The sequence below is a fragment of the Flavobacterium pectinovorum genome (genome assembly GCF_022802975.1).
Lineage (GTDB): Bacteria > Bacteroidota > Bacteroidia > Flavobacteriales > Flavobacteriaceae > Flavobacterium > Flavobacterium pectinovorum_B.
Genome location: NZ_JAFEVZ010000006.1, coordinates 118711 through 141287 on the forward strand (window position 1 = coordinate 118711; position 22577 = coordinate 141287).

A 22577-nucleotide genomic window follows, 5' to 3' on the forward strand; every position below is an offset into this window, starting at 1 on the left:
GGAAAAAGGCTATCTGCGGGTAGCCTTTTTTTAATTAAACTATCTAACCACAATCCTTATGACAAAAACTATACTATTTCTTTTCTTTTTACTTTCAGGCGTAGTTTTTGCACAACAGCAAACCGTAACCTCTTCAATAAGTCCTAATCCTTTTGAAGAAACAAACGCCATTACCATTACTATTAATGGAAAGAGTATTAATGAGACTACGTGGGGTATTGCCGCAACTCACGAATTATACATGTGGGCATGGGCTTTTGACATCAATGACACCACCGCAAAAGGAACACCAAATAATGGTTCATGGACAGCTTCAAGCGCTGCCAGTATGTTTACTTATGACGCCGGGACAGATACGTACACCAAAACTATAACTCCGGCCACTTATTACAATGCATCCGGAATTGGCAGAATTGGTTTTTTGGTAAAAACAAAAGACGGAACCGGAGATAAAAAATCGCAGGATATTTTGGTAGAAGTAGGTATTTTTCAGGTTACACTTACTGCGCCGTTAGAAAACAGTTCGACCATTGTAGCATCAGGGGCTAATTTTAACATTACTGCTACAAATACCAATGGTGTTGCGAGTTATGTATTAAAATCTAATGGAAATACGATTAACACCAATGCAAGTACATCCAGCTACTCATTTAATCACACCAATATTACTACAAATCAGAGTTATGAATTATTGGTAACACAGGGAGTAACAACAATTTCAAAAAAGTTTTCGGTTATTGTTAATCCTAATACAGTTTCAGAAACTATGCCTGCTGTTCTAGTTGATGGGATCAATTATAACACAGGCGATGCTACAAAAGCGACTTTAGTTCTGGATGCACCTTTAAAAGATTTTGTTTACGTTGCCGGAAGTTTTAACAACTGGCAGCCTTCATCGGCGTATGCCATGAAAAAAGACCCGACTTCCGGGAAATTTTGGCTTGAATTATCAGGACTGGTTTCGGGAGTGAATAATACGTTTCAATATTGGGTAGGAGATACTACACCATTGGCCAATTCGCCTTCATTGGTTAAAGTGGCAGATCCCTATTCTACCTTGGTCCTATCTCCTTATGATGACGGTTCGATTCCTATCCTAAATTATCCAAACATGCCGGCTTATCCATCAGGACAGCAATTTGAAGTAACTGTTTTAAAAACCGGACAAACACCATACAACTGGCAAGTAACCAATTTTACAAAGCCTGAAAAAGATAAATTGGTAGTGTATGAAGTTTTGGTTCGCGATTTTGATGCCAACAGAAATTATCAAAGCCTGATTGACAGAATTGATTATTTTAAAAATTTAAAGATAAACGCTATCGAATTAATGCCTGTAATGGAGTTTGAAGGAAATGAAAGCTGGGGTTACAACACTTCCTTCCATATGGCTCTGGATAAATTCTACGGAACTTCGGATAAGTTGAAAGAATTAATCGATTTATGTCACCAAAACGGAATCGCAGTTATTCTGGATATAGCCCTAAATCACGCTTTCGGAAGAAATCCGATGGTAAGAATGTGGATGAACGATCCTGACGGCGACGGTTTCGGATCACCAACTAACGAAAACCCTTATTTTAATACTACTGCAAGACACAGTTATAATGTTGGTGAAGATTTTAATCATCAGTCCATCAGAACTCAAAATTATGTGAAGCGTGTTGTAAAACAATGGGTTGAAGAATATAAAATTGATGGTTTACGTTGGGATTTAACCAAAGGGTTTACGCAAAATTGTACGGCTTCAGATGAAACCTGTACGAATGCTTATCAACAGGATAGGGTTGATGTTTTAAAATCATACGCAGATTATTCATGGAGTCTGGATCCTACACATTATACTATTTTCGAACATTTAGGAACTGATTTGGAAGAGCAGCAATGGGCAAATTACAAAATTGCAGAATCTCCAAGCAAAGGAATCATGATGTGGGGTAATCTGAATAATGCTTATAATGAATTATCTATGGGATATACAAGTAATATCTCAAGAATGACAAGTTCAAGCCGCGGATTTTCTGCAAATCGATTAATAGGTTACGCAGAAAGTCATGACGAAGAACGCCTGATGTATAAAAATATTCAATACGGAAATTCAACAAATTCAACACACAATGTAAAAACAGTTAGTACTGCTTTATCAAGAATGTCAGCTATTGGTGCCGTTTCATTATTAGTTCCGGGACCAAAAATGATCTGGCACTTTGGAGATCTGGGTTGGGATTCTTCTATTTTTACATGTAATAACGGAACTGTAAATGATGCTTCGGCTACTATTTCAGGAGACTGTAAATTAGATACGAAACCACAGCCTCAGTGGACCGGAAATTGGCTGGCAAATTCAGACAGAAGTAAAATTTACAATGACTGGGCAAAAATGATTACCTTAAAAACAAAAGAGCCTGTGTTCTCAGGGACTGCAACAATGGCAAATACGAGTTCTTTGTATCCAAACATTAAAATTACCAATACAGCTTTAAATTCTACTCAACTCAAAGATGTATTGATTATAGCCAATTTTAATGTAACGCCTCAAAATATTGCTACCGGTTTTTCATATCCGGGGACGTGGTATAATTTGATGGATAATTCTACAATAAATGTTACAGATGTAAATGCTATAATAAGTATTCCGGCAGGTGAATTCAGAATTTACGGAAATAAACAGGCTAGTTTAGCCATTGAAGATTTTGAAAAAGGGAATTCAGTGAGTTTGTATCCAAATCCTGTCTCAAATTATTTTACATTAAATATTATTTCTAAAAAAATTGAAATTTATACCATTACAGGTCAGCTGACAAAGAGCTTTACAAATAATGAAAATTTAGATTTTCAATATAATGTAAACGATTTAAAACCGGGCTTATATATTGTAAAAGCACTTGATAATAATAATGAAGTACAAATAATAAAGTTTATTAAAAAGTAATATTGGTAGATTAGTTAGTTAGTAAGACAAAAGGCTGTTCGTAATGAGCAGCCTTTTGTTGTATTGGTTAGATAGTTATTCTTTATCATATTCTCCCGTCAACGAAAAGTAACCGAAAACTCCCAGTCCCAAAACAATTAACGGAGTCAAAATAAACAGGATAATAATCCCAAAGACTAAATCTTCTTGCTGGTCGGATAAAAATTTTGGCAGACCAAATTCAAAAACACAAAAATAGGCAGCAGCAATTGCTAATACGATCCACAGAATTCCCAAGGCTCTTTTTATAAAATTCATTTTTCAGCAGATTAAAGGTGAGAGTTTTTATTTTTATTATCGATATAAATCATTCCAATTACAAAGCAAATCGAGGCAATAACTATCGGATACCAAAGTCCGTCAAGATAAAAATCGTTTTTGCCAGAATTCTTGGCGTGTGTTACAAAATAGGTTGAAATTGCGGGAAGCAAACCACCGAAAATTCCGTTTCCAACATGATACGGCAACGACATTGAAGTGTAACGAATTTTAACCGGAAACATTTCCACCAAAAAGGCAGCAATTGGACCATAAACCATCGTAACGAATAATACCTGAATAAATACTAAGAAAATCAGACTCCATTCATCACTCGAGTTAATAGTCACAGAGGTAGTAACCTGAGCGTCTTTTTTAGCAGCGAAATGCGTCTTTTTTTCAATTGAAACTGTCCCATCAGTAAATTCTTTATGAGTCGTGTAAACAGAATCTTTAGCAGTAGTTAATTCAACCGTAGTTCTTGTATTTTCTGTAATTTCAGTTTTTAGAGCAGTATCTGTTGTGGTGTACATTGCCTTATAAATAGGCCTGTAGAGCAAAATAGCAAGCAGCATTCCACCCATCATAATATATTTTCTTCCTATCTTATCACTTAGCCATCCAAATACAATAAAAAATGGAGTTCCTAATAAAAGTGCAATCCCTAATAAAGTATCAACCTGTGAAGAATCTATGTTCATTACCGTTTTCATGAAACTCATGGCGTAAAATTGTCCGGTATACCAAACAACACCCTGCCCCATTGTGGCACCAAATAAAGCAAGTAATACAAACTTTAAATTATACCGGTTTCCAAAACTTTCTTTTAACGGACTCGCACTTGTAGTTCCTTCTTTTTTTGCTTTTGCAAATTCAGGAGATTCGTCCATATTTTTTCGAATTAAATACGAAACGCCTACCATTACTATCGAAACCCAAAACGGAACACGCCATCCCCAGGTATCAAAATCTTCAGCTGAAAGAACTGTTTTTGTCGCCAGAATTACCATCAATGAAATAAATAGTCCAACCGTTGCAGTAGTCTGAATCCAGGAAGTCCAATAGCCTCGCTGTCCTTTCGGAGCATGTTCTGCAACGTATGTAGCTGCTCCTCCATATTCTCCACCTAATGCAAGTCCTTGTAATAAGCGTAAAATCAAAACCAATAAAGGCGCTAAAAAGCCAATTGTTTCATAACTCGGAATACAGCCTATTAAAAAAGTAGAACCACCCATTAATAACAAAGTAGCCATAAAAGTATATTTACGACCGATAATATCACCAAGTCTTCCAAAAAATAAAGCTCCAAAAGGACGAACTACAAATCCTGCGGCAAAAGTTGCCAATGTTGATAAAAATGCTGCGGTAGGATTGTCACTGGGGAAAAATTTTGTTGAAATCACAACGGCTAAACTTCCAAAAATATAGAAATCATACCATTCAATCATAGTTCCCATAGAAGAGGCCGAAATTACTTTCCAGATACCTTTTGTAGATGTTTTACTCATAAACTGCAAATAATGTAATTGATAATAAACAAATAATTAAAATATTTTTTTACGAATATAAAAGATATTTATTTATTCGACTGATACTTTTTTAACAAAAGCACATTAATTGTTTATTTTACACTTTTAGAGAATGTGAAGTCTCAAACAAAGGATATAAAAAAAGGATTAACCGCAAAGTTCGCAAGGCTAAAAACAAAAGGTTCGCAAAGTTATAATAAAACTCTGCGAACCTTTTGCCTAAATCTTAGCGTTCCTTGAGGTTAAAAAAAAATTGAATGCCGAATTGCTTTAAATCAAAAAAGCCATCCACAAAAGTGGAAAGCTTTTCATTGGTTTAACTACTAAACCAGCTACGAGTTACAAAGTCGTAGCAAACAACACAACTAATCTTAGATACCGTATTTGGGCAAAAAAGCCTTTCCGTTAAGAAAGGCTTCTCCCAATATTGCGGTCTGGACGGGACTCGAACCCGCGACCCCATGCGTGACAGGCATGTATTCTAACCAACTGAACTACCAAACCTCTGCGTTATTGCGGTTGCAAAGATAGTACAGAATTTCATTTCTGCAAGCGTTTTTATAAAAAAATTTTAATATAATTTAAAATTACTATCCAAAGTTTTGTTTTTCAACTAAATATGTAGTCAATATTTTTCCGAAATTATCGCCAACATTGACCGGAACGTACTTAATCTTGTTCTTTGCACACGTTAAAGCCAGATTTTTAAAGTAGGCTTCTGCCCTTTTTTCATATTCCAGCTTTACATTATCGGCAAAAATCGATACTTCTTCGCCTGATTCTAAATCGATAAACTTTCTTGGCGTGTTATCGAAGTCAAATTTCAGCTCGGTTTCGTGATCGACTACGTGAAATAAAACGACTTTATGTTTATTGTGTTTTAAATGCTGCAGCGCATTAAACAGCTTTTCATCATCTTCTGACTGAAACATATCGGTAAACAGAATAATCATCGAACGGCGGTGCATTTTCTCTGCGATCTGATGCAGATATGTAATCGTGTCCGTGCTTTTTTTGACTTTTGGCTGTTCTAATAATTGTTCCAGTTTATTCAAAAGCATTCTGTGGTGGCGATCACTTCCTTTTTCGGGAGCGTAATATTCATAACTGTTTGAAAAAACACTTAAACCTACGGCATCACGTTGTTTCTTTAAAATATTCATCAAAACCGCCGATGCCAAAACCGCAAAACCAATCTTTTTTTCATAAAATGGCTGATTCGATTTCAGTTCAGGATAATGCATCGACGAGGAATTATCGACAATAAGATGACAACGTAAATTGGTTTCTTCCTCAAAACGTTTCGTATACAGACGATCTGTTTTGGCAAATAATTTCCAATCGATATGTTTCGTGCTTTCTCCTGCGTTATAGACTTTATGCTCGGCAAATTCAGCCGAAAACCCATGAAAAGGACTTTTGTGCATTCCGGATATAAAACCTTCCACAACCTGATTCGCCAGCATTTCTAGATGCTGAAAACTGGAGACTTTCTCTATTTCCGATTCGATTTTCATTCGGTTTCTTTTTTAATATTTTGGGCTCGATATAAAGCGTCTGTTGCCTGAAATAATTTTCGTTTTAATATCGGACTAAAATTAGGGTTTTCTTTTAAGAAACGCTGCACTTCATCAAAAGCATATTTAGAAGAATATCTTCCAACTGTATTATTCAGCCAGTCTTTCGGAAAGAAAATATCCCCCGTTCGCTGAATTTCATCTGTCAAATCTAATGAAAACCGAATATATTTCTGCGCACTTTCCTGACGCAGCGGATGATGGATATTAGCCAAACCAACCGAAACCCAGGATTCTTTTTCGCGGTTTTTATCATCTTTCAAAGACTCCACAAAAGCATCACGAACCGATTCTTCCTGTGATAAGGACGGAAGCAAAAACTCAAATCGTTTTAGTTTATCGGGATTTGTTATCATGGTTCTGGTTTTTTCTAAAATTTCATTGGCAATATAAACTTTAAAAATAGCCAGATTCATAGCTATATTGGTGTAATCGTCTTCGTTTAACTTCAAATTTGGAATAATCTTTTCTTTCGCCCAAATTTCATATAATTTTTCTTTTCCGGAATCTGAGTATGCAATTGAACTGTATAAATTAAACAATGTCTTTTTAATATTGCTTGGCAAATCTGTTTGCAAACTGTAGTAAAGCACACCTTCTAGTTGTTCGTGAGCTTTTATTCGTTGTTTGTCTGTTAGAAACTTCCAAAAAACAGCACTGGTTTGATTAGCAATTATTTTTAAAACTAATTCATTTGTTTCAACTTGAACCCCATTCAAAAAAACAGCAAAAACATAACTTGGATGATGATTTCCTGCCAACATATTTTCGTATAAATTTACATAAGCAGAAGCTCTTGCTAAATCATCTTTTAAACTTGAAATTGTATTCAGATTATTTACCCCAACCGGAAACACACCGTATCCAAAACCATTATAATTATACATAATCTTCAATGGTTTTTTTAATCCTTCAAGTTGTTTCAAAAGAAGATTTTGATTTTTAAGATTAACTTCTACTACCTTAACTTCTTTAGCGTAAACCAAACCTATCTGAAAAGTCTGAGGCCATATATTTACCGATTTATCTTCGGCCTGTTGAAAGATTTCAAAGCTCTTAATTCGGTTCTTTTCGTCATATTCTATTTTATCTGTTATAATCGGTCTTCCGGATTGATTGACCCATACTTCGCTCCATTTTTTCATATCCAGAGGCGTTTCGGTATCAAGAATTTCTACCAGATTATTCCAGTCGGCATTGTCGTTGGCGTATTTTTTAATGTATTTTTCAATTCCCTTCCGAAAAGCTTCCTTCCCCATCGAAGCTTCCAGCTGACGCATCATTATAGGTGCTTTGTTATAAATAATACTTCCGTAAAGCGAGCCGGCGTCTTTCAAATTGGCCAGATGCTGTTTTATCGGATGTGTACCCAAAGAACGGTCTTCCGCGTAAGCGCTTGGATAATGCGCTGTAAAAAACTGCAGATTATGATTGACTTTCGGAAAAATCGGATTCATAATTTTGTCTGCCATAAAGTTGGCAAAAACCTCTTTCATCCAAACGTCGTCAAACCATTTCATCGTCACCAGATCGCCAAACCACATGTGCGAAGTTTCATGTGCAATCAGTTTTGCACGGTCTAATTTCTCGCTGTCGGTTGCGCTGTTATCCAGAAACAAAGTCGATTCGCGGTACTGAATTGCACCAACATGTTCCATTCCGCCATATTGAAAAACCGGAATTGAAGCAAAATCCAATTTCTGAAAAGGGAATTTATAGCTCGTATATTTTTCTAAAAAATTTAAAGACTGCTGGTGCAGATTGAAAATCGTATCCCTACTGCTCTCTAATTTACCTTTATCATTTTCACGGTATAAAAAAGTCATTTCCAAACCCGGTTTCTGTGTCACACTATTAAATTTCCCGGCTACGAACGAAAATAAATACGTACTCATTTTATCTGATTGTCCAAAAGTGTACGAAGTAAAATCGCCTTTTTCAACAGTCTCTTTTACATCGGCTCCAGCCAAAACCTTCCAGTCTTTTGGAACTGTCAAACTCAATTTGTAAGTCGCTTTTATATCCGGCTGATCAAAACACGGAAATAATGTACTTGCACGGTCCGGAACTAATAAAGTGTATAAAAAATCATCATTTCGGTTTAAAGATAAATTTCCGGCGATAAACGAAATTGCAATCGTGTTTTTCCCTGAAACCAAACTTTCAACAGGAATCACAATATGTCCTTTTTCATGAACAATGGCGATACTTTTTCCGTTTGCTGAAACTGATTTTATATTTGAATTTTTCTCTTTAAAATCTAAAAGCAAAGGCTGACTCAAATCAGACAAATTCAAATTTAAAGTCAATTGAGAATCGATGTTCTCTCTTTTCTGATTTGGGATTTCGAATAAAAGCTTATAATTCACATCAGAGATTTGATGTTTTCGAAAAATGGCCAGCTGTTCAGAAACACCATTTTCTAAAAGAACACTTTCCTTTTGTTTTGATTGGGAAAAACCGGATGTAAGAATTGTAAAAAAGCAGAGAAAGCAGTAGAAAATTTTCATTTTTAAAGGAATATTAAGATTCGTAAAAATAAAAAAAAGGATTGGTTTTAGGAGGTCTCTATACAAAAGTTTGTCACGATCCAAACGCTAGCGACAGGGTGAAACAAATCTATATGCTAAATTTTTCACGCAGATTTTAAAAAGATCTAAGCAGATGAACGCAGATTACTATAGCTGATATCTAAATTAAATCTGCTTTAATCTGCAAAATCTGCGTGAAACAAAATCATTTTAATCTGGAGCAAACTTAATCCATAGCAATAAAAAAGGTCTGACTTTCGTCAGACCTTTTTTATATAAATCATAATCTTACGATTACAACAAAGCGTCTAAGCTGTCTGCGTAGGTTTGTTTCGGAGCAACTCCTACTTGTTTTCCTACTACTTCACCGTTATGAAAGACCAAAACGGTTGGAATGTTACGCACACCATATTTTGCAGCGAATTCCTGGTTTGCATCAACATCAACTTTTCCAACAACTACTTTACCTTCGTATTCGCTGCTTAATTCATCAATGATTGGACCAACCATTCTACAAGGACCACACCATGCTGCCCAAAAATCTACCATTACCGGTTTATCTGATTTCAAAACTACTTCATCAAAAGTAGCATCTGTGATTGCTAATGCCATAATATTTTATTTTAAGATTATCCCTTTGTTTTTTGTTCAGGGAAACAATTTTTTAATAAGTTTTAAACTTGAGTACAAATTTAGAAATTTTAAATCAATCAAACGTCATCCGTAAATTAGTTTTGATTATAAATGTATTGCCAATAATTATATGAGTAGTAAAGCGCTTATTTACAAGCATTTATTATTTAATCAATTGAAAACCAATTTTTTAAATCGACTTATTTTTTTAACGTATCTTTAATAAATCAAAACCTTTCTGATGCAAAAAACGTTATATTCAGTCAAAACCTTTTTACAATCGGTTCGTTTTAAAAAGTTTGTCAAACGTCTTGGCTTCTTTATTTTAGGATGCATTACACTTATTGTAATCGCTTCCGGAGCGTTATCATTTTATTTCAACAGGAATAAAACCGAAATCATAGCGAAAATCAACACCAAAATTAATGAGAATGTCAACGGAAAATTTCATATTGGCGATTTTCAGTATAAGTTTTTAACCGGTTTCCCAAATTTTACTCTCGCCCTAAAAGATGTCGAATTAAAAGACAATCAGTGGAATCTCCACAAACACACTTTACTGAAAGCCACAGAAATCGTGGTGCGTTTAAACGTTTTGAGTTTACTGCAAAAGGAAATCAACATTCATAAAATCCTCATTAACGACGCACAGATTTATGTGTACAAAGCCGAAAACGGGTATTCGAACGCCAATATTTTTAAACCCAAAAAGAAAAAAACGCCCGAAAGCAAATCGGATACCGAAACCACTATCGATCAGATCAACCTCAACAATGTGCATTTTGTATTAGACAATCGCATTGGACATAAATTATTTGATTTTGATGTCGCCAATTTAAAATCAAAAGTAAAATACGATGACGAAAACTGGCAAACCGATGTTTTCCTGAAAACCAACATCAAAAGTCTGGCTTTTAATACCGTTCACGGAAGTTTCGCCAAACAAAAATTGCTTCAGGGCACTTTTGCCGTTTCCTATGTTGCCGAAAAAGACAAAATAGACGTGAAAACCGAGAATCTAAAAATCGGAAAAGATGCTTTTGATATTGTGGCTTTTTTCAATTTAGCCAAAGGCAATGCGCTTTTCGGAATCAATATTAGCACTACTATTTTATGGAAAGATGCTTCCAATTTACTTTCGGCAAACATCAGTTCTAAGCTCAATCGCTTCAATCTAAAGAAAGAAATCGATGTGAATTGCGACATCAAAGGCGATTTTAATGCCAAGGGTGATCCAAAAATTGTGGTTCAGGCCGAAGTCAAAAACAACGAACTCAGCATTCCCGACGGATCAATTACCGATTGCGGTTTCAAAGGCATTTTTACCAATAATTTCAGACCGACAGCAGGTTTCAACGATGCAAATTCGGCTGTGATTTTAACACGTCTTTCCGGAAAATACAAAAACATTCCGCTTACAATTCCGCAATTATCCATCAATAATCTGGACAAACCACTGGCAACCGGAATCGTAAAATCTGATTTTGACATCGAAAACCTCAACGAAGAAAACACCGAAAGATGGATTAATTTTACCGAAGGTCACGCCACCGCCAACTTAAAATTTCAGTTTGATATTGTCGATTTGTACATCACCAAACCTCGTTTTATTGGCAATGTAAATATCCAAAATGCCTCTTTTCATTTTATTCCGAAAAATGTGCATGCCGAAAAAATCAACGTACAGCTTGAATTTACACAAGAGGCTTTGCTGATCAAAAAGATCGCGTACAAAAACAAAAACAACACGATTTACATCGAAGGAAGAATCGATAACTTTCTGAATCTATATTATGACGCTCCCGAAAAAATGGTCGTAAACTGGAACATTTATTGTCCAAGCATCGATATCAGGCAATTTCTGGGCGTTTTAGCTTCTTCCCAAAAAAAGAAAATCACTGCCAAAAAACCTTCCATGTCAAATCAGCTTCGGACTGCGATTGAAAAATGCATTGTCGACATCAGCATCAAAGCCGATAAAATTACCTATAATAAATTGACCGCAACCAACACCAAAGCCCGAATCCAGATGATCGATTCCCGGCTGGTCATCAAAAACGGTTCACTGCAGACTTGTGGCGGAAGCATCAATTTTAGCACCACTGTTTCTCCAAAAGGCAAAAACTACAATTTCGCATCCAACGCGCAGGTCAATCAGGTTGATATTACGAGCTTTTTAAAGTCGTTCAACAACTTCGGAATCACATCTTTTTCTCCAAATAACATCCGCGGAAAACTCACCAGCAGCACCAATGTAACCGGTTTAATCAACAGCAACGGCGAACTGATCCCGAATTCGGCACACGGAAATCTGACCTTCAATGTCAGTCAGGGCGCTTTACGAAACTTTGAACCTATTATGAAAATCGGGAAATTTGCGTTTCCGTTTCGCGATGTCGAAAACATCACCTTTAGCGATTTATCCGGCAACTTCAAACTTCGTGGCGAGCAGGTCGATGTCAACAAACTCACCATCAGTTCCAGCATTCTCAACATGGATGCCACGGGTGTGTATTCATTTGGGCGTGGTACCAATTTAGCCCTTACCGTCCCGCTCCGAAACTCAAAAGACGATGCCAAACTCGCCACCAAAGCCGAGCGTGATGCTGTTCGCCAACGAGGAATCGTACTGCATTTACTCGCCGTAGATGATAATGGAAAGATGAAAATTAAATGGGGGAAGAAGGATAAGTAGTAAATAAATAAACCGCATTTTTTGTCATTCCGAGGTACGAGGAATCTTCATAAGAAACTCGACAAAGATTGGAATTTGGAATTTAAATTTTAGAAGCCAATTCCTGCTCTCCGCTGTATGCTTTATGCCTCCCGATAGCTATCGGGACCGCCACAAAAGGATGCCGCTTCGATCAGGGCTAGGGCACTTGGTTTCCATAAGACTTTTTAGAAATAGTATAAACGCCAGTCAGGAAATGATTGGCGTTTTTTTATGAGAAAAAAAATAAAAATTAAAGTTGAAAATTATTATCTAATGAGGTCAATTGTAAGCGGGTCGATTTTCATTTCAATGTTACATTTGAATTAATCTAGATTTAAAATATTTTAAAAAATAATAACTAAAATCCGTCACCAAAAATGAAATATGTAGCAGAAATAATTTTCGGAAAAGATCAAGTAGAGAAATTTTATAATAATGAGCCTTTAAATGATTTTGAAAAAGCCATCAACTTCAAAAAGTACAGTTTCAAAACTCGAACACAAAGAAAAGCTTTTTACAAAGGAATAGGAGAAGCAATGGGCTGGTTAGACTTTAAGATTATTAAAGAATTTAAAGAGAAAACCAATAAGAAAAAAGAAGAAGATGAAGATAAATTTGATTATTGGGCATTTATTTATAAGTATTACCCGAAATACCATCAATGCAACAGTGTTTTGTTAAGCGATATTTTAACTAGAAAACTTGACGGTGAAGAAATTTGCGAAGATGATGAAGAATACATAAAAGATTGGGATATTAGGAATGAATTATTTGAAGTAGACAAAGAATTGCTTTGCAAAGCATTTGAAAATTACTTTAATATTATGCATCCTTTAAATCACAATCTCTAAAATTAGTTTAAGGATAAAATCTTTGGAATTTACTTTCTATATTTGATATTAATATCAAATTAGAAATAATGCCATCACCAAGACTCTGGACAAAAGAAGAATTAATCGTTGCTTTTAATCTCTACTTAAAAATAGAATTTGGGAAAACACATTCAAGTAATCCTAAGATAATTAAATTAGCAAATCTTATTGATAGAACTCCAGCATCTGTAGTAATGAGATTAGGAAATTTTGCTAGTATTGATCCTTTTCACATTAATAGAGGAATTAGTGGCTTAAAAAATGGAATGAATCAGGTTCAACCTATTTGGGATGAGTTTTTTAACAATCAAGAAGAATTAATCTTTCTAAGTGAACAAATAATCGCTCAAAAAGAGAATACATCAATTGAAAAGAAATTTGAAGATATCCTTTTAGACACAAAAGATTTAAAAGGACAAGATATTATTAGAGCAGTAAAAACAAGAGTAAACCAATCTGTTTTTAGACAGATGGTATTATCTAACTACAATAATAAATGTGCAATCACAGGAATTGATATTCCAGAACTTTTATTAGCAAGTCATATAATACCATGGTCCAAAAATGAAGAACATAGATTAAATCCTGAAAATGGAATTTGTTTTTCTGCACTTTACGATAAAGCTTTTGACAAAGGAATAATTGGAATCAACACAAATCACGAAATAATATTTTCTGATAAAATTAGAAACAAAAGGCAAACCGAGTTTTACAGTAAATATTTTACCCCAATTGAAAATCAAAAAATTATTGTAGCCCAAAAATATTTACCACGAAAAGAATTTCTCGAATATCATTTAGATACAATTTTTAACAAGCAAATAATATTTTAGAACGAATTTATTGTTTTAAAATCATCAAAAATTTTCATAATCTTTCCTTAACTCCCTTGTCATTTCATCTAAAAAAAGATAGATTTGAGAATAATCATTAAATACAAACCGTTATGAAAATTCAAATCAATACCGACAAAAACATCGATGGACATGCAAGATTAGAAAACTATTTTTCTGAAGAATTAGAAAAAGGCTTAGCACGTTTTGAAGATAAAATTACCCGCATCGAAGTACATTTTGGAGATGAAAATGGAGACAAATTCAGCTTAAACGATAAAAAATGCGTTCTTGAAGTCCGTATCGCCAATTTACAGCCGCTTACCGTTACAGAACACGCTGATACATTGGAAAAAGCTTTTAACGGTGCTTTGGCAAAAGCCAAAAAATCATTGACTACGACTTTCGAAAAAATGAAAGCACATTAAAATATAGAATTCCCACTTTTTTAAACCATATAAGTGATGTAAGTTCATTTAGTTTAAGCTGTTTAAATGCTTATCTGAACTTACATCACTTATATGGTTTTTTACTTTCGACTTTTGACCTTCGCCTTTCGACTAATTTATGATTTTGGCAATGGCGCTCCCACAGCAATATCACAACGGTGACCCGGCTGTCCGTGTACCGGGTTTGTTCCGTCTTTTGTTGCTACTGGTTTTGCAGTTTCGGTACTTAATAAAGCTGGAACGGCATTGTTTGCTGGTGGTGTTACCGTAAAAGATTTTTCGACTGTTCCACTTTGTGGAGCAGCAGCGGTAGTGGTTGTAGTAGCGGGTTTTGTAACCGGAGAATTTAAAGGTGATCCAACCGGAATATCACAGCGGTGTCCCGGCTGACCATGCGACGGATTCATTCCTTTACCTACTTTTACAGGCTGTGCAACGGCTGTCGTAGTTACCACTTTTGGCTGACCAGGATTTACCTGAACCGTTTGCGGCGCCTGTGCTGTCGCCTGTCCTTGTTGCGTTGGTGCCGAGTTTAAAGGCGCTCCAACCGCAATATCACAACGATGTCCCGGCTGTCCGTGTGCAGGATTCAGTCCTTTTGTTTCTCCTAAAACCGTATTTGGGTTTGTGGTCGGAGCCTGTGCCACTGGAGCTGCTGTTTTAGAAGTGTCTTTTGCAAGTCCTAATCGGATCAATTCAGATGTTGAAGTGTTCTCCTGAGGTTCTAATTCTTTTTTGCAGGAAATAAAAACTAAAGAGGCAATAATGATCGAACTTATGTAGATTTTTGAATTCATGATTGAGGTATTTTAAGAGCACTCAAATATAAATTTTTTCCACCATATAAGTGATATAAGATAATTTAAGTTTTGAGTTACTTTGTTAATAGCCTTTGAAAGACATATAAGAAAATCAAAATGAACAAATCTCATCGCTTTGTAATTATTTAACACATAGAAACATAGTCTCGGAGCGCTAAAAAAAGGCGTTTCACTAATTTGAAAACACATAGCTATGTGTAAAGAAATGTATTTCTTTATTCAACTCTTTTTACTACATAAAACTATGTTTTTCTATGTGTTAGAATAAACTTCTGGAAACCACTGTCAGGCTGAGCGGAGTCGAAGCCCTTTCTAATTAAAAAGCCTTCGACTCCGCTCAGGATGACACCATTTTTAATAAGACCAACTATTTAAGCACAATACTAAAATGAACTTATATCACTTATATGGTGAAAAAAAATTTAGATATTCTTTACCTTTAAACTCAAATATTATCTCTCATGAAAAAATCAATTCTGCTCCTTTTATTAGTTGTTTCTTTTGCAAATGCCCAAAATGCCGAAAAAGACAAAATCAACCAAACACTTGATGCCTGGCACAAAGCAGCTGCTGATGTAAAATTTGAAGCCTACTTTAATGCCATGGCAGAAGATGCGATTTATATTGGAACCGATGCTACCGAAAACTGGATCAAACCTGATTTTAAAGCCTGGGCGAAACCGTATTTCGATAAAGGAACAACGTGGAATTTCACCGCTTTGGAACGCCATATCTTTTTTGACAAATCCGGAAAAATGGCGTGGTTCGATGAACTGTTAAATACACAGATGAAAATTTGCCGCGGTTCAGGAGTTTTGGTAAAAGTGGGGAAAGAATGGAAGATTCAGCATTATGTTTTATCCATGACTATTCCGAATGATGAAGTGGATGCGGTTGTGAAAGTAAAAGCACCTATTGAAGATATTCTGATTGCCAAACTTCAAAAAAAATAAGCAATATCTGTCATTCTTATAACAATCGCTAGCTTTCAGGAACTTTAGAACTCAGGATATCAATTCTATTATAATATATTTGACAATAATAGCGTAAATTTAGAAGCACAAAATAAGATACTCTCAAAAAAAGAAGCTGAATTTTATAAAATTTACTAAAATAAAAACCAAGCCTCTATTTTGTCAGACCTTAAATTTAAAATATTTATTTTTTTTTAACTTTGCCCCCAAAAAAAATAGGGTTAAATAAAGTATTTGAAAAATGAAAATAGAAAAACGCTGGATCATTTCCTTTATTATGATTAGTATTGTTTGTATCACGGGGGCTTTTTGGCCAACGGTTACAGAAAATGATTATGTATTGTCAAAGTTTGGTACCACAGATCACATTGTATCTGCCGACGTTGCCTGGATGCTTACCTCTTCTTGTCTGGTTTTAATCATGACACCTGGATTGTCTTTCTTTTATGGTGGAATGGTAGGCAAGAAAAATGTGATTTCAACCATGTTACAAAGTTTTATTTGTCTTGGGGTTGTGACACTTTTATGGGCTGTAGTCGCTTTTAGTCTTGCATTTGGAGAACCGGTTGGATTTAGTTCAGGAGATCATTTTTACAGTTTCTTTGGAAATCCAACCACTTTTGCTTTTATGGATTATGTGGGCGTTTTGCCTCATAAACAATTGGCTAATACGATTCCGTTTATGCTTTTTGCTTTGTTTCAGATGAAATTTGCGATTATCTGCCCTGCAATCATCACAGGATCTTTTGCAGAGCGTGTTCGTTTTATATCCTATTTAATTTTCATCAGCTTATTTACCATTTTTATATATGCTCCTTTATGTCACGCGGTTTGGTATCCAACGGGTATTTTAGGAAGCTATTTTGGAGTAAAAGATTTCGCCGGAGGAACCGTAGTACACATGAGTTCCGGATTTGCAGCTTTGGCCGGAGTTATCGTTTTAGGAAAAAGAAAAAACAGTCAGCATATTCCAACCAATATTCCGTTTGTATTATTAGGAACCGGAATGTTATGGTTTGGCTGGTTCGGATTCAATGCCGGTTCTGCACTTGCTGCCAACGGAACTGCTGCAATGGCTTTTGCCACTACCACAACTTCATCGGCTGCAGCCATGTTAACGTGGATTTTCTTTGACCGAATGAACGGAAGAAAAGTTTCTGCTCTTGGAGCCTGTATCGGAGCTGTTGTAGGTTTAGTAGCCATTACTCCTGCCGCAGGTTTTGTATCGGTCCCTGAAAGTATGTTTTTCGGATTCATAACAGCCTTGGTTTCAAACACAGCCGTAAACTGCAGTTTTTCAAAAAGATTCGATGATACTCTGGACGTTTTTGCCTGTCACGGTGTAGGTGGAATCATGGGAATGATCCTGACCGCTATTTTTGCTCATGGCGAAAATGCAAGTTTATTGCACGGTGGCTGGAGCGTTTTTGGACATCACATGATGGCATTGGTTCTGGTATCCATTTTTACCTTCTTTGGAGCTTATTTCTTGTTCAAAGTAACGAATTTCATTATTCCGTTACGAGTTTCAGAAGAATCAGAACACATCGGACTGGATTTGTCTCAACATGATGAAACACTGGATCCAAAATCATCACATATTACTGAACCACATTACTAACCAAAAATAGGCCGCAGATTTTCAAATATAAAACCTAAAAATCTGCGGCTAAAATTTAAACTTCAATTACGCCTCGCCTATTCGTTTATATTCCTTAATTTTGCGGAAAATTTTTGTAAACAGTGGGAAGTAAAAACAAACTAAAAAGATTCAGGGAAAACGAAACATTTCAAAACGTTTTTCAGCCAACCAGAGAAGAAGTTGTAGGCGATTTAATGCCTTTGAAAGGGAAATGGAATGCTGATTTCTTTAAAAATGACAATCCGTTAATTTTAGAATTAGGATGCGGAAAAGGTGAATATTCTGTTGGACTGGCAGAAAAATATCCGGACAAAAATTTTATCGGAATTGATATTAAAGGTGCCCGTTTTTGGAGAGGTGCCAAAACTGCTGTTGAAAACGGTCTTCATAACGTTGCTTTTATTAGAACTCAGATTGAGCTAATCAATCATATTTTTGCAGAAAATGAGGTAGACGAAATCTGGATTACTTTTCCGGATCCGCAAATCAAATACAAAAGAACCAAACACAGAATGACCAACTCTGAGTTTTTGAAATTGTATAAAAAAATACTCAAAAAAGACGGAGTTGTAAACCTGAAAACCGACAGCGAATTCATGCACGGTTATACTTTGGGATTACTGCATGGAGAAAGACACGAAGTTTTATATGCAAACCATAATGTGTATAAAAACGAAGGAAGTCCCGAAGTAGTAACTTCTATCCAGACTTTTTACGAAAAACAATATTTAGAAATAAACAAGGCAATTACGTATATTCGTTTTAAAATTAAAGACTAATTAATTTTAAAACAAATACACTAAACCTATCAACCAACGAATGGCCTTACTTACTCCTTTACTTTCAGGCTTTATTGCTGCTGTTATCGGAATTATTCCTCCGGGCTTACTGAACATGACAGCGGCCAAAATAAATTTGAAAGAAGGAAAAAAGAATGCTTTATGGTTTATTGTTGGTGCTGTTTTGGTTATTTTTTTTCAGGTCTATGTTGCGGTTTTGTTTGCACGCGTAATTGACAACCGGCCGGATATTGTAACATTATTACGGGAAATTGGTTTTGTAACCTTTTCTGTTTTGACCATTTATTTTTTGTTTATTGCCAAAAAACCAACAGGTAAAAAAAAATCAAAAATTAAAAAAAGCAGTAAAAAAAGCCGTTTTTTTCTGGGAATGCTGCTTTCCGGATTAAACTTTTTTCCGATTCCGTACTATGTTGTTGTAAGTGTTACATTGGCTTCTTATCATCTTTTTGCATTTGAAAACAATGTTATTTTCACCTTTGTTCTGGGATCAGTTTTGGGATCTTTCGCAGCTTTGTATAGCTATATTGCCTTCTTTGGAAAAATAGAACAAAAAACCGATTACTTAATGCGAAACATGAATACCATTATTGGAAGCATTACAGGTATGGTAGCTCTTGTGACACTTTTTAATATTTTGAATTATTATTTCGGATAAAATATAAACCACAAACTAAAAGATTAAATTGGTTTCTTTGGCAATAGGGCAAAAAAGGTGTTTCAATCGTTAATAAAAACCATATTTATCCTTTAATCTGTGGCAAACAACCAAACTATGGCTGAGGAAAATTTTTTCGAAAGAGTATATGCAATCGCAAGACAAATTCCATACGGAAAAGTAACTTCTTATGGCGCAATTGCAAAGGCATTAGGCACAGCTCGTTCTGCACGAATGGTTGGCTGGGCGATGAATGCCTGTCACAATATGGATGATGTTCCGGCACACAGAGTCGTAAACCGAAAAGGGCTTTTAACCGGAAAACACCATTTTGATGGCACCAATTTAATGCAGCAGCTTTTAGAAAACGAAGGCATTAAAGTGGTTAATAATCAGATTGTCGATTTTGACAAACATTTCTGGCAGCCCGAAATTACAAGCTGATTTAATCCATTACCAGACTTTTTGAATTCTCAGATTCTATTTCTTTATCTTTTTTATACACATCCGGAAGAAAATAAATTTCACCGGTTTCTTCGTTTACCCAGGCAGTAAAATAACCTATGTATATCGGAATTTTATTTTTCAACATGCAGGTTGTTTCATTTTCACCATTCATTGCATTATCTATCATTTCGTCTGTCCAGTCGGGGTCGTCTTTCAAAATTACATGTGCCAGTTTTTTGGCTTCTTTTATATTGATACAACCGTGACTAAATGTACGCTGTTCAAACTGAAACAAACTTTTAGCCGGAGTGTCGTGCATATAAATATCAAACGGATTTGGAAATAAAAACTTCACCAGTCCCAAAGAGTTTTTAGGCCCCGGTTTTTGTCTTACCTTCCCTCCGTTCCATTCCATATTATGTTCTTCCAAATAGTTTTTATTTGAAGCCATATTAAGTTTTAATTCATTATCAATGATACTCTGCGGAATATTCCAGTACGGACTGAATACTATTCGATCCATTGTACTGCTAAAAATTTCAGTTTCTGACCACGTAGTTCCCACAAAAACATCAGATACAAACTCACTGGCACCATTTTTAACATACAACAATCGGTAAGACGGAATATTGACCATGATGTAATCACTCGCATTTACTAAATTTTCGGGTATCAGCTGACAACGTTCCATGTTTAATTTTATACTTCTGATTCTTTCAGAAACAGGTTCATTCATTTGTTTGATATGTTCGAATGTCAGTTTATAATTTAATTTCAGTCCGTATCTTTTTTTATAATTTAAAACCCCGGCCATAAGCTCTTCATCGTATAAACTGCTTTTTGAATCCCTTTTCAAATCGCCGTCTACAAACAAACGCTCACGAATTTGCTTCACCACAACCCCACTGTCAAAAGGCTTTAAATCTTTATAAGTAGCACTGTCAATATCAATTTTTTTCCACAGTTTTTTTCTTTCAATTTTTTGGTATTTTTCTAAAGCTGCTTCAAGGCGATCATATTGTCTGGATAAAAGATAGACTTCCCTTGATGATTTAGAGGCCGTGCTGGTTGAATCTGAATTATTCTGAACTGCCGGATTTTCTTTTAAATACAAATTATTCGTTGGCTTTATATCTTTATTTTTAAAGCCAAATGAAGTGAAGACAAAACCTGTAGCTATAATTAGGATGAAGTGATTTAAACGTCTCATGATCTTATTTTTTTAAATATTTTTAACATTACTTTATTTAAAAAAAACAGCGAAACTGAATTAGAATTACCTTCAAGATGAGTTTTCGCTATATCTTTTAAATATTGAAAATCAAAAATTTAGGGTATTTCAAAGTTACATCGGCTTGTGAAAAATATTTTATAGAATATTACATACTTTTATTAAAATTCACACCAAACACCGGTTAAGACATTAAGCAACAAGGGAATAAAATTATTTCAAATCTAAATCAGGCAAATAACAAAGCTGGTTTTGTCTTCATCTGTTTGGTAGCTTAGATAACCGCCGTGCGCTTCGATGATATTTTTAGATAGTGTTAAACCAATTCCGGCACCGTCTTTTCGGGTAGTGAAAAACGGAAGAAATACTTTGTCCTGAATGGCAGCATCGATTCCTTTTCCATTGTCTGAAATCGTGATAAAAAAACGATTATTTTCAGTATAACTGGATACAAACAATTTTTTTTCAGTCTTTTCTTTTAGGGCATAAATACTATTGGTAATCAAATTGATGATTACCTGTTCCATTTGATTTCTGTCAATTAAAATAGAACGTGAACTGTGCACATCATTTATCAATTCTATACCTTCCGCCTTTAAAATCGGACTCATGATTCGGATGCAGTCTTCAAAAAGTGCATTTATCGGAGTCATTTGTTTGGTTGGCGTTGGCAACATCGCCAGTTTACGGTAATTTTCGACAAAAGCCTGCAAATGATCGCTTCTGTTTATAATGGTCGAAATACTGCCTTTTATATCTTCAAAATCATCTTCTTCCAGTTTTTCCTGATCGATAATGTGAAGTAAATTTTGTGAAAGCGCCCGAATAGGTGTTAGAGAATTCATTAATTCATGTGAAATAATTTTCATCAGATTGATCCATGCGTCTTTTTCCTTTTTTTCAATAACACGCTGGATACTGTCTAATAAAATGATAAAATATTCTTTATTATAGGTCTGTGTTCTGGAAGTCTGCAATATAAAAGTCTGCAAATCCTGATCTTCAATTTTAATCGAAATGGCTGATTTTAATTCGCTGAAATCTGTTTTTTCGATTTCGTAACAAAGTGATGGAATGTAATTTTTAAGATATCTCCAATGGCTTACTTTGGGGACTTTAAAAAGATCCGAAAAACAATCGTTCATTAAAAAAATATTCCAGTCATCGTTTTCTTTTTCAAGAATTAAAGCGGCACTGTCAATATTGTTCAAAAGCGAGCGATAAATCAGTTCTTTTGAAGTTTGTTCCTGCTGACGTTCTTTTAAAGTTTCATACAACAAATACAAACTTTTAAAATTATCCTTTTTGTTTTCTTCGGGAAAATTGGTTGTAAAATCGCTTTGTAATATGGAGAATATAGTTCTGTCATAAAACTGCAATTGGTTTTTTACATAAAAATACATTTCGGCCAGCATTATAAAACCAAAAAAGCCAACCAAAAGGGCATTATAGTAGAACATTTTATAAATCAGAAAAACGCAGAAAAAAAAGAGCATCATTACAAACAGTACCCTTACAAATAATGCATTATAAAACTTCCAGTTTTTCATTATAGTTTATTTTTTTCTGCCACAGATTTAACGGATTAAAAAGGATTAATTTTATCTGTGAAATCTGCGTGAAACTTAAATTTTA

18 protein-coding genes and 1 tRNA gene are annotated in these 22577 nt (G+C 35.1%); 10 read left to right on the forward strand and 9 right to left on the reverse strand.

All coding sequences use genetic code 11. The features are described from left to right. The first annotated feature begins 58 nt into the window (after positions 1-58). Positions 59-2932 (forward strand): alpha-amylase family glycosyl hydrolase, encoded by a 2874-nt coding sequence (locus FLV_RS10560; protein ID WP_243233726.1) that lies wholly within the window; start codon positions 59-61, stop codon positions 2930-2932. A gap of 75 nt (positions 2933-3007) precedes the next feature. Here the strand turns inward: FLV_RS10560 and FLV_RS10565 are convergent, their stop codons facing one another. The 6 genes from FLV_RS10565 to trxA form a co-directional block, all read right to left on the reverse strand. Continuing rightward, positions 3008-3229 carry a DUF6814 family protein gene (locus FLV_RS10565; RefSeq protein WP_243233730.1) on the reverse strand — a complete coding sequence of 74 codons (222 nt, stop codon included), beginning with the start codon at positions 3227-3229 and terminating at the stop codon, positions 3008-3010. 11 nt (positions 3230-3240) lie between these two features. Then, positions 3241-4737 carry an MFS transporter gene (locus tag FLV_RS10570; RefSeq protein WP_243233731.1) on the reverse strand — a complete coding sequence of 499 codons (1497 nt, stop codon included), beginning with the start codon at positions 4735-4737 and terminating at the stop codon, positions 3241-3243. 451 nt (positions 4738-5188) lie between these two features. Next, positions 5189-5262 (reverse strand) — tRNA-Asp (locus tag FLV_RS10575). An 86-nt stretch (positions 5263-5348) separates the two neighbouring features. Next, on the reverse strand, positions 5349-6275 hold the full coding sequence (locus tag FLV_RS10580; protein ID WP_243233734.1) for a DUF58 domain-containing protein: 927 nt from the start codon (positions 6273-6275) through the stop codon (positions 5349-5351). Continuing rightward, a complete protein-coding gene (locus FLV_RS10585) occupies positions 6272-8845 on the reverse strand; it encodes a M1 family metallopeptidase (RefSeq protein ID WP_243233735.1) in 2574 nt (857 codons plus the stop codon). The genes FLV_RS10580 and FLV_RS10585 overlap by 4 nt, the downstream gene beginning before the upstream one ends. A gap of 315 nt (positions 8846-9160) precedes the next feature. Next, complete coding sequence (gene trxA, locus FLV_RS10590) at positions 9161-9478, reverse strand: thioredoxin (protein ID WP_007805142.1); 318 nt, start codon at positions 9476-9478, stop codon at positions 9161-9163. A 262-nt stretch (positions 9479-9740) separates the two neighbouring features. On the opposite strand from trxA, the gene FLV_RS10595 reads away from it, so the two are divergent. The 4 genes from FLV_RS10595 (at position 9741) to FLV_RS10610 (ending at position 14348) form a co-directional block, all read left to right on the forward strand. Beyond that, positions 9741-12194, forward strand: a complete 2454-nt coding sequence (locus FLV_RS10595) for an AsmA family protein (protein ID WP_243233736.1) — start codon at positions 9741-9743, stop codon at positions 12192-12194. Between the two features lie 398 nt (positions 12195-12592). After that, the gene (locus FLV_RS10600) at positions 12593-13066 is read left to right on the forward strand and encodes a hypothetical protein (protein ID WP_243233737.1); all 474 of its coding nucleotides are present in this window, start codon (positions 12593-12595) and stop codon (positions 13064-13066) included. A 68-nt stretch (positions 13067-13134) separates the two neighbouring features. Next, positions 13135-13920: an HNH endonuclease gene (locus FLV_RS10605; protein ID WP_243233738.1), complete on the forward strand. Its 786-nt coding sequence runs from the start codon at positions 13135-13137 to the stop codon at positions 13918-13920. 113 nt (positions 13921-14033) lie between these two features. Then, positions 14034-14348: an HPF/RaiA family ribosome-associated protein gene (locus FLV_RS10610; protein WP_243233739.1), complete on the forward strand. Its 315-nt coding sequence runs from the start codon at positions 14034-14036 to the stop codon at positions 14346-14348. A gap of 137 nt (positions 14349-14485) precedes the next feature. Here the strand turns inward: FLV_RS10610 and FLV_RS10615 are convergent, their stop codons facing one another. Then, entirely contained in the window at positions 14486-15166 is a 681-nt protein-coding gene (locus FLV_RS10615) for a hypothetical protein (RefSeq protein ID WP_243233740.1), read from the reverse strand. A gap of 485 nt (positions 15167-15651) precedes the next feature. Between FLV_RS10615 and FLV_RS10620 the strand changes: the two genes are divergently transcribed. The 5 genes from FLV_RS10620 (at position 15652) to FLV_RS10640 (ending at position 19708) form a co-directional block, all read left to right on the forward strand. After that, the gene (locus tag FLV_RS10620) at positions 15652-16143 is read left to right on the forward strand and encodes a nuclear transport factor 2 family protein (protein WP_243233741.1); all 492 of its coding nucleotides are present in this window, start codon (positions 15652-15654) and stop codon (positions 16141-16143) included. 262 nt (positions 16144-16405) lie between these two features. Next, on the forward strand, positions 16406-17785 hold the full coding sequence (locus tag FLV_RS10625; protein ID WP_243233742.1) for an ammonium transporter: 1380 nt from the start codon (positions 16406-16408) through the stop codon (positions 17783-17785). A gap of 122 nt (positions 17786-17907) precedes the next feature. After that, positions 17908-18585: a tRNA (guanosine(46)-N7)-methyltransferase TrmB gene (gene trmB / locus FLV_RS10630; protein ID WP_243233743.1), complete on the forward strand. Its 678-nt coding sequence runs from the start codon at positions 17908-17910 to the stop codon at positions 18583-18585. Between the two features lie 40 nt (positions 18586-18625). Further along, positions 18626-19264: a LysE family transporter gene (locus FLV_RS10635; protein WP_243233744.1), complete on the forward strand. Its 639-nt coding sequence runs from the start codon at positions 18626-18628 to the stop codon at positions 19262-19264. A 117-nt stretch (positions 19265-19381) separates the two neighbouring features. Then, positions 19382-19708, forward strand: coding sequence for an MGMT family protein (locus tag FLV_RS10640; protein ID WP_243233745.1), 327 nt, complete (start codon positions 19382-19384; stop codon positions 19706-19708). 1 nt (position 19709) lies between these two features. Here FLV_RS10640 and FLV_RS10645 read toward each other — a convergent pair whose 3' ends face one another. Together FLV_RS10645 and FLV_RS10650 are read right to left on the reverse strand one after the other, a co-directional pair. Next, positions 19710-20921 (reverse strand): L,D-transpeptidase family protein, encoded by a 1212-nt coding sequence (locus tag FLV_RS10645; RefSeq protein ID WP_243233746.1) that lies wholly within the window; start codon positions 20919-20921, stop codon positions 19710-19712. Positions 20922-21166: 245 nt separating this feature from the next. Then, positions 21167-22492 (reverse strand): sensor histidine kinase, encoded by a 1326-nt coding sequence (locus FLV_RS10650; protein WP_243233747.1) that lies wholly within the window; start codon positions 22490-22492, stop codon positions 21167-21169. Positions 22493-22577 lie beyond the last annotated feature (85 nt).

Bases quoted from the DNA above. Each gene is read 5' to 3' on its own strand.
- FLV_RS10560 (WP_243233726.1), top strand. From the start codon at position 59: ATGACAAAAACTATACTATTTCTTTTCTTTTTACTTTCAGGCGTAGTT.
- FLV_RS10565 (WP_243233730.1), bottom strand. From the start codon at position 3,229: ATGAATTTTATAAAAAGAGCCTTGGGAATTCTGTGGATCGTATTAGCA.
- FLV_RS10570 (WP_243233731.1), bottom strand. From the start codon at position 4,737: ATGAGTAAAACATCTACAAAAGGTATCTGGAAAGTAATTTCGGCCTCT.
- FLV_RS10580 (WP_243233734.1), bottom strand. From the start codon at position 6,275: ATGAAAATCGAATCGGAAATAGAGAAAGTCTCCAGTTTTCAGCATCTA.
- FLV_RS10585 (WP_243233735.1), bottom strand. From the start codon at position 8,845: ATGAAAATTTTCTACTGCTTTCTCTGCTTTTTTACAATTCTTACATCC.
- trxA (WP_007805142.1), bottom strand. From the start codon at position 9,478: ATGGCATTAGCAATCACAGATGCTACTTTTGATGAAGTAGTTTTGAAA.
- FLV_RS10595 (WP_243233736.1), top strand. From the start codon at position 9,741: ATGCAAAAAACGTTATATTCAGTCAAAACCTTTTTACAATCGGTTCGT.
- FLV_RS10600 (WP_243233737.1), top strand. From the start codon at position 12,593: ATGAAATATGTAGCAGAAATAATTTTCGGAAAAGATCAAGTAGAGAAA.
- FLV_RS10605 (WP_243233738.1), top strand. From the start codon at position 13,135: ATGCCATCACCAAGACTCTGGACAAAAGAAGAATTAATCGTTGCTTTT.
- FLV_RS10610 (WP_243233739.1), top strand. From the start codon at position 14,034: ATGAAAATTCAAATCAATACCGACAAAAACATCGATGGACATGCAAGA.
- FLV_RS10615 (WP_243233740.1), bottom strand. From the start codon at position 15,166: ATGAATTCAAAAATCTACATAAGTTCGATCATTATTGCCTCTTTAGTT.
- FLV_RS10620 (WP_243233741.1), top strand. From the start codon at position 15,652: ATGAAAAAATCAATTCTGCTCCTTTTATTAGTTGTTTCTTTTGCAAAT.
- FLV_RS10625 (WP_243233742.1), top strand. From the start codon at position 16,406: ATGAAAATAGAAAAACGCTGGATCATTTCCTTTATTATGATTAGTATT.
- FLV_RS10635 (WP_243233744.1), top strand. From the start codon at position 18,626: ATGGCCTTACTTACTCCTTTACTTTCAGGCTTTATTGCTGCTGTTATC.
- FLV_RS10640 (WP_243233745.1), top strand. From the start codon at position 19,382: ATGGCTGAGGAAAATTTTTTCGAAAGAGTATATGCAATCGCAAGACAA.
- FLV_RS10645 (WP_243233746.1), bottom strand. From the start codon at position 20,921: ATGAGACGTTTAAATCACTTCATCCTAATTATAGCTACAGGTTTTGTC.
- FLV_RS10650 (WP_243233747.1), bottom strand. From the start codon at position 22,492: ATGAAAAACTGGAAGTTTTATAATGCATTATTTGTAAGGGTACTGTTT.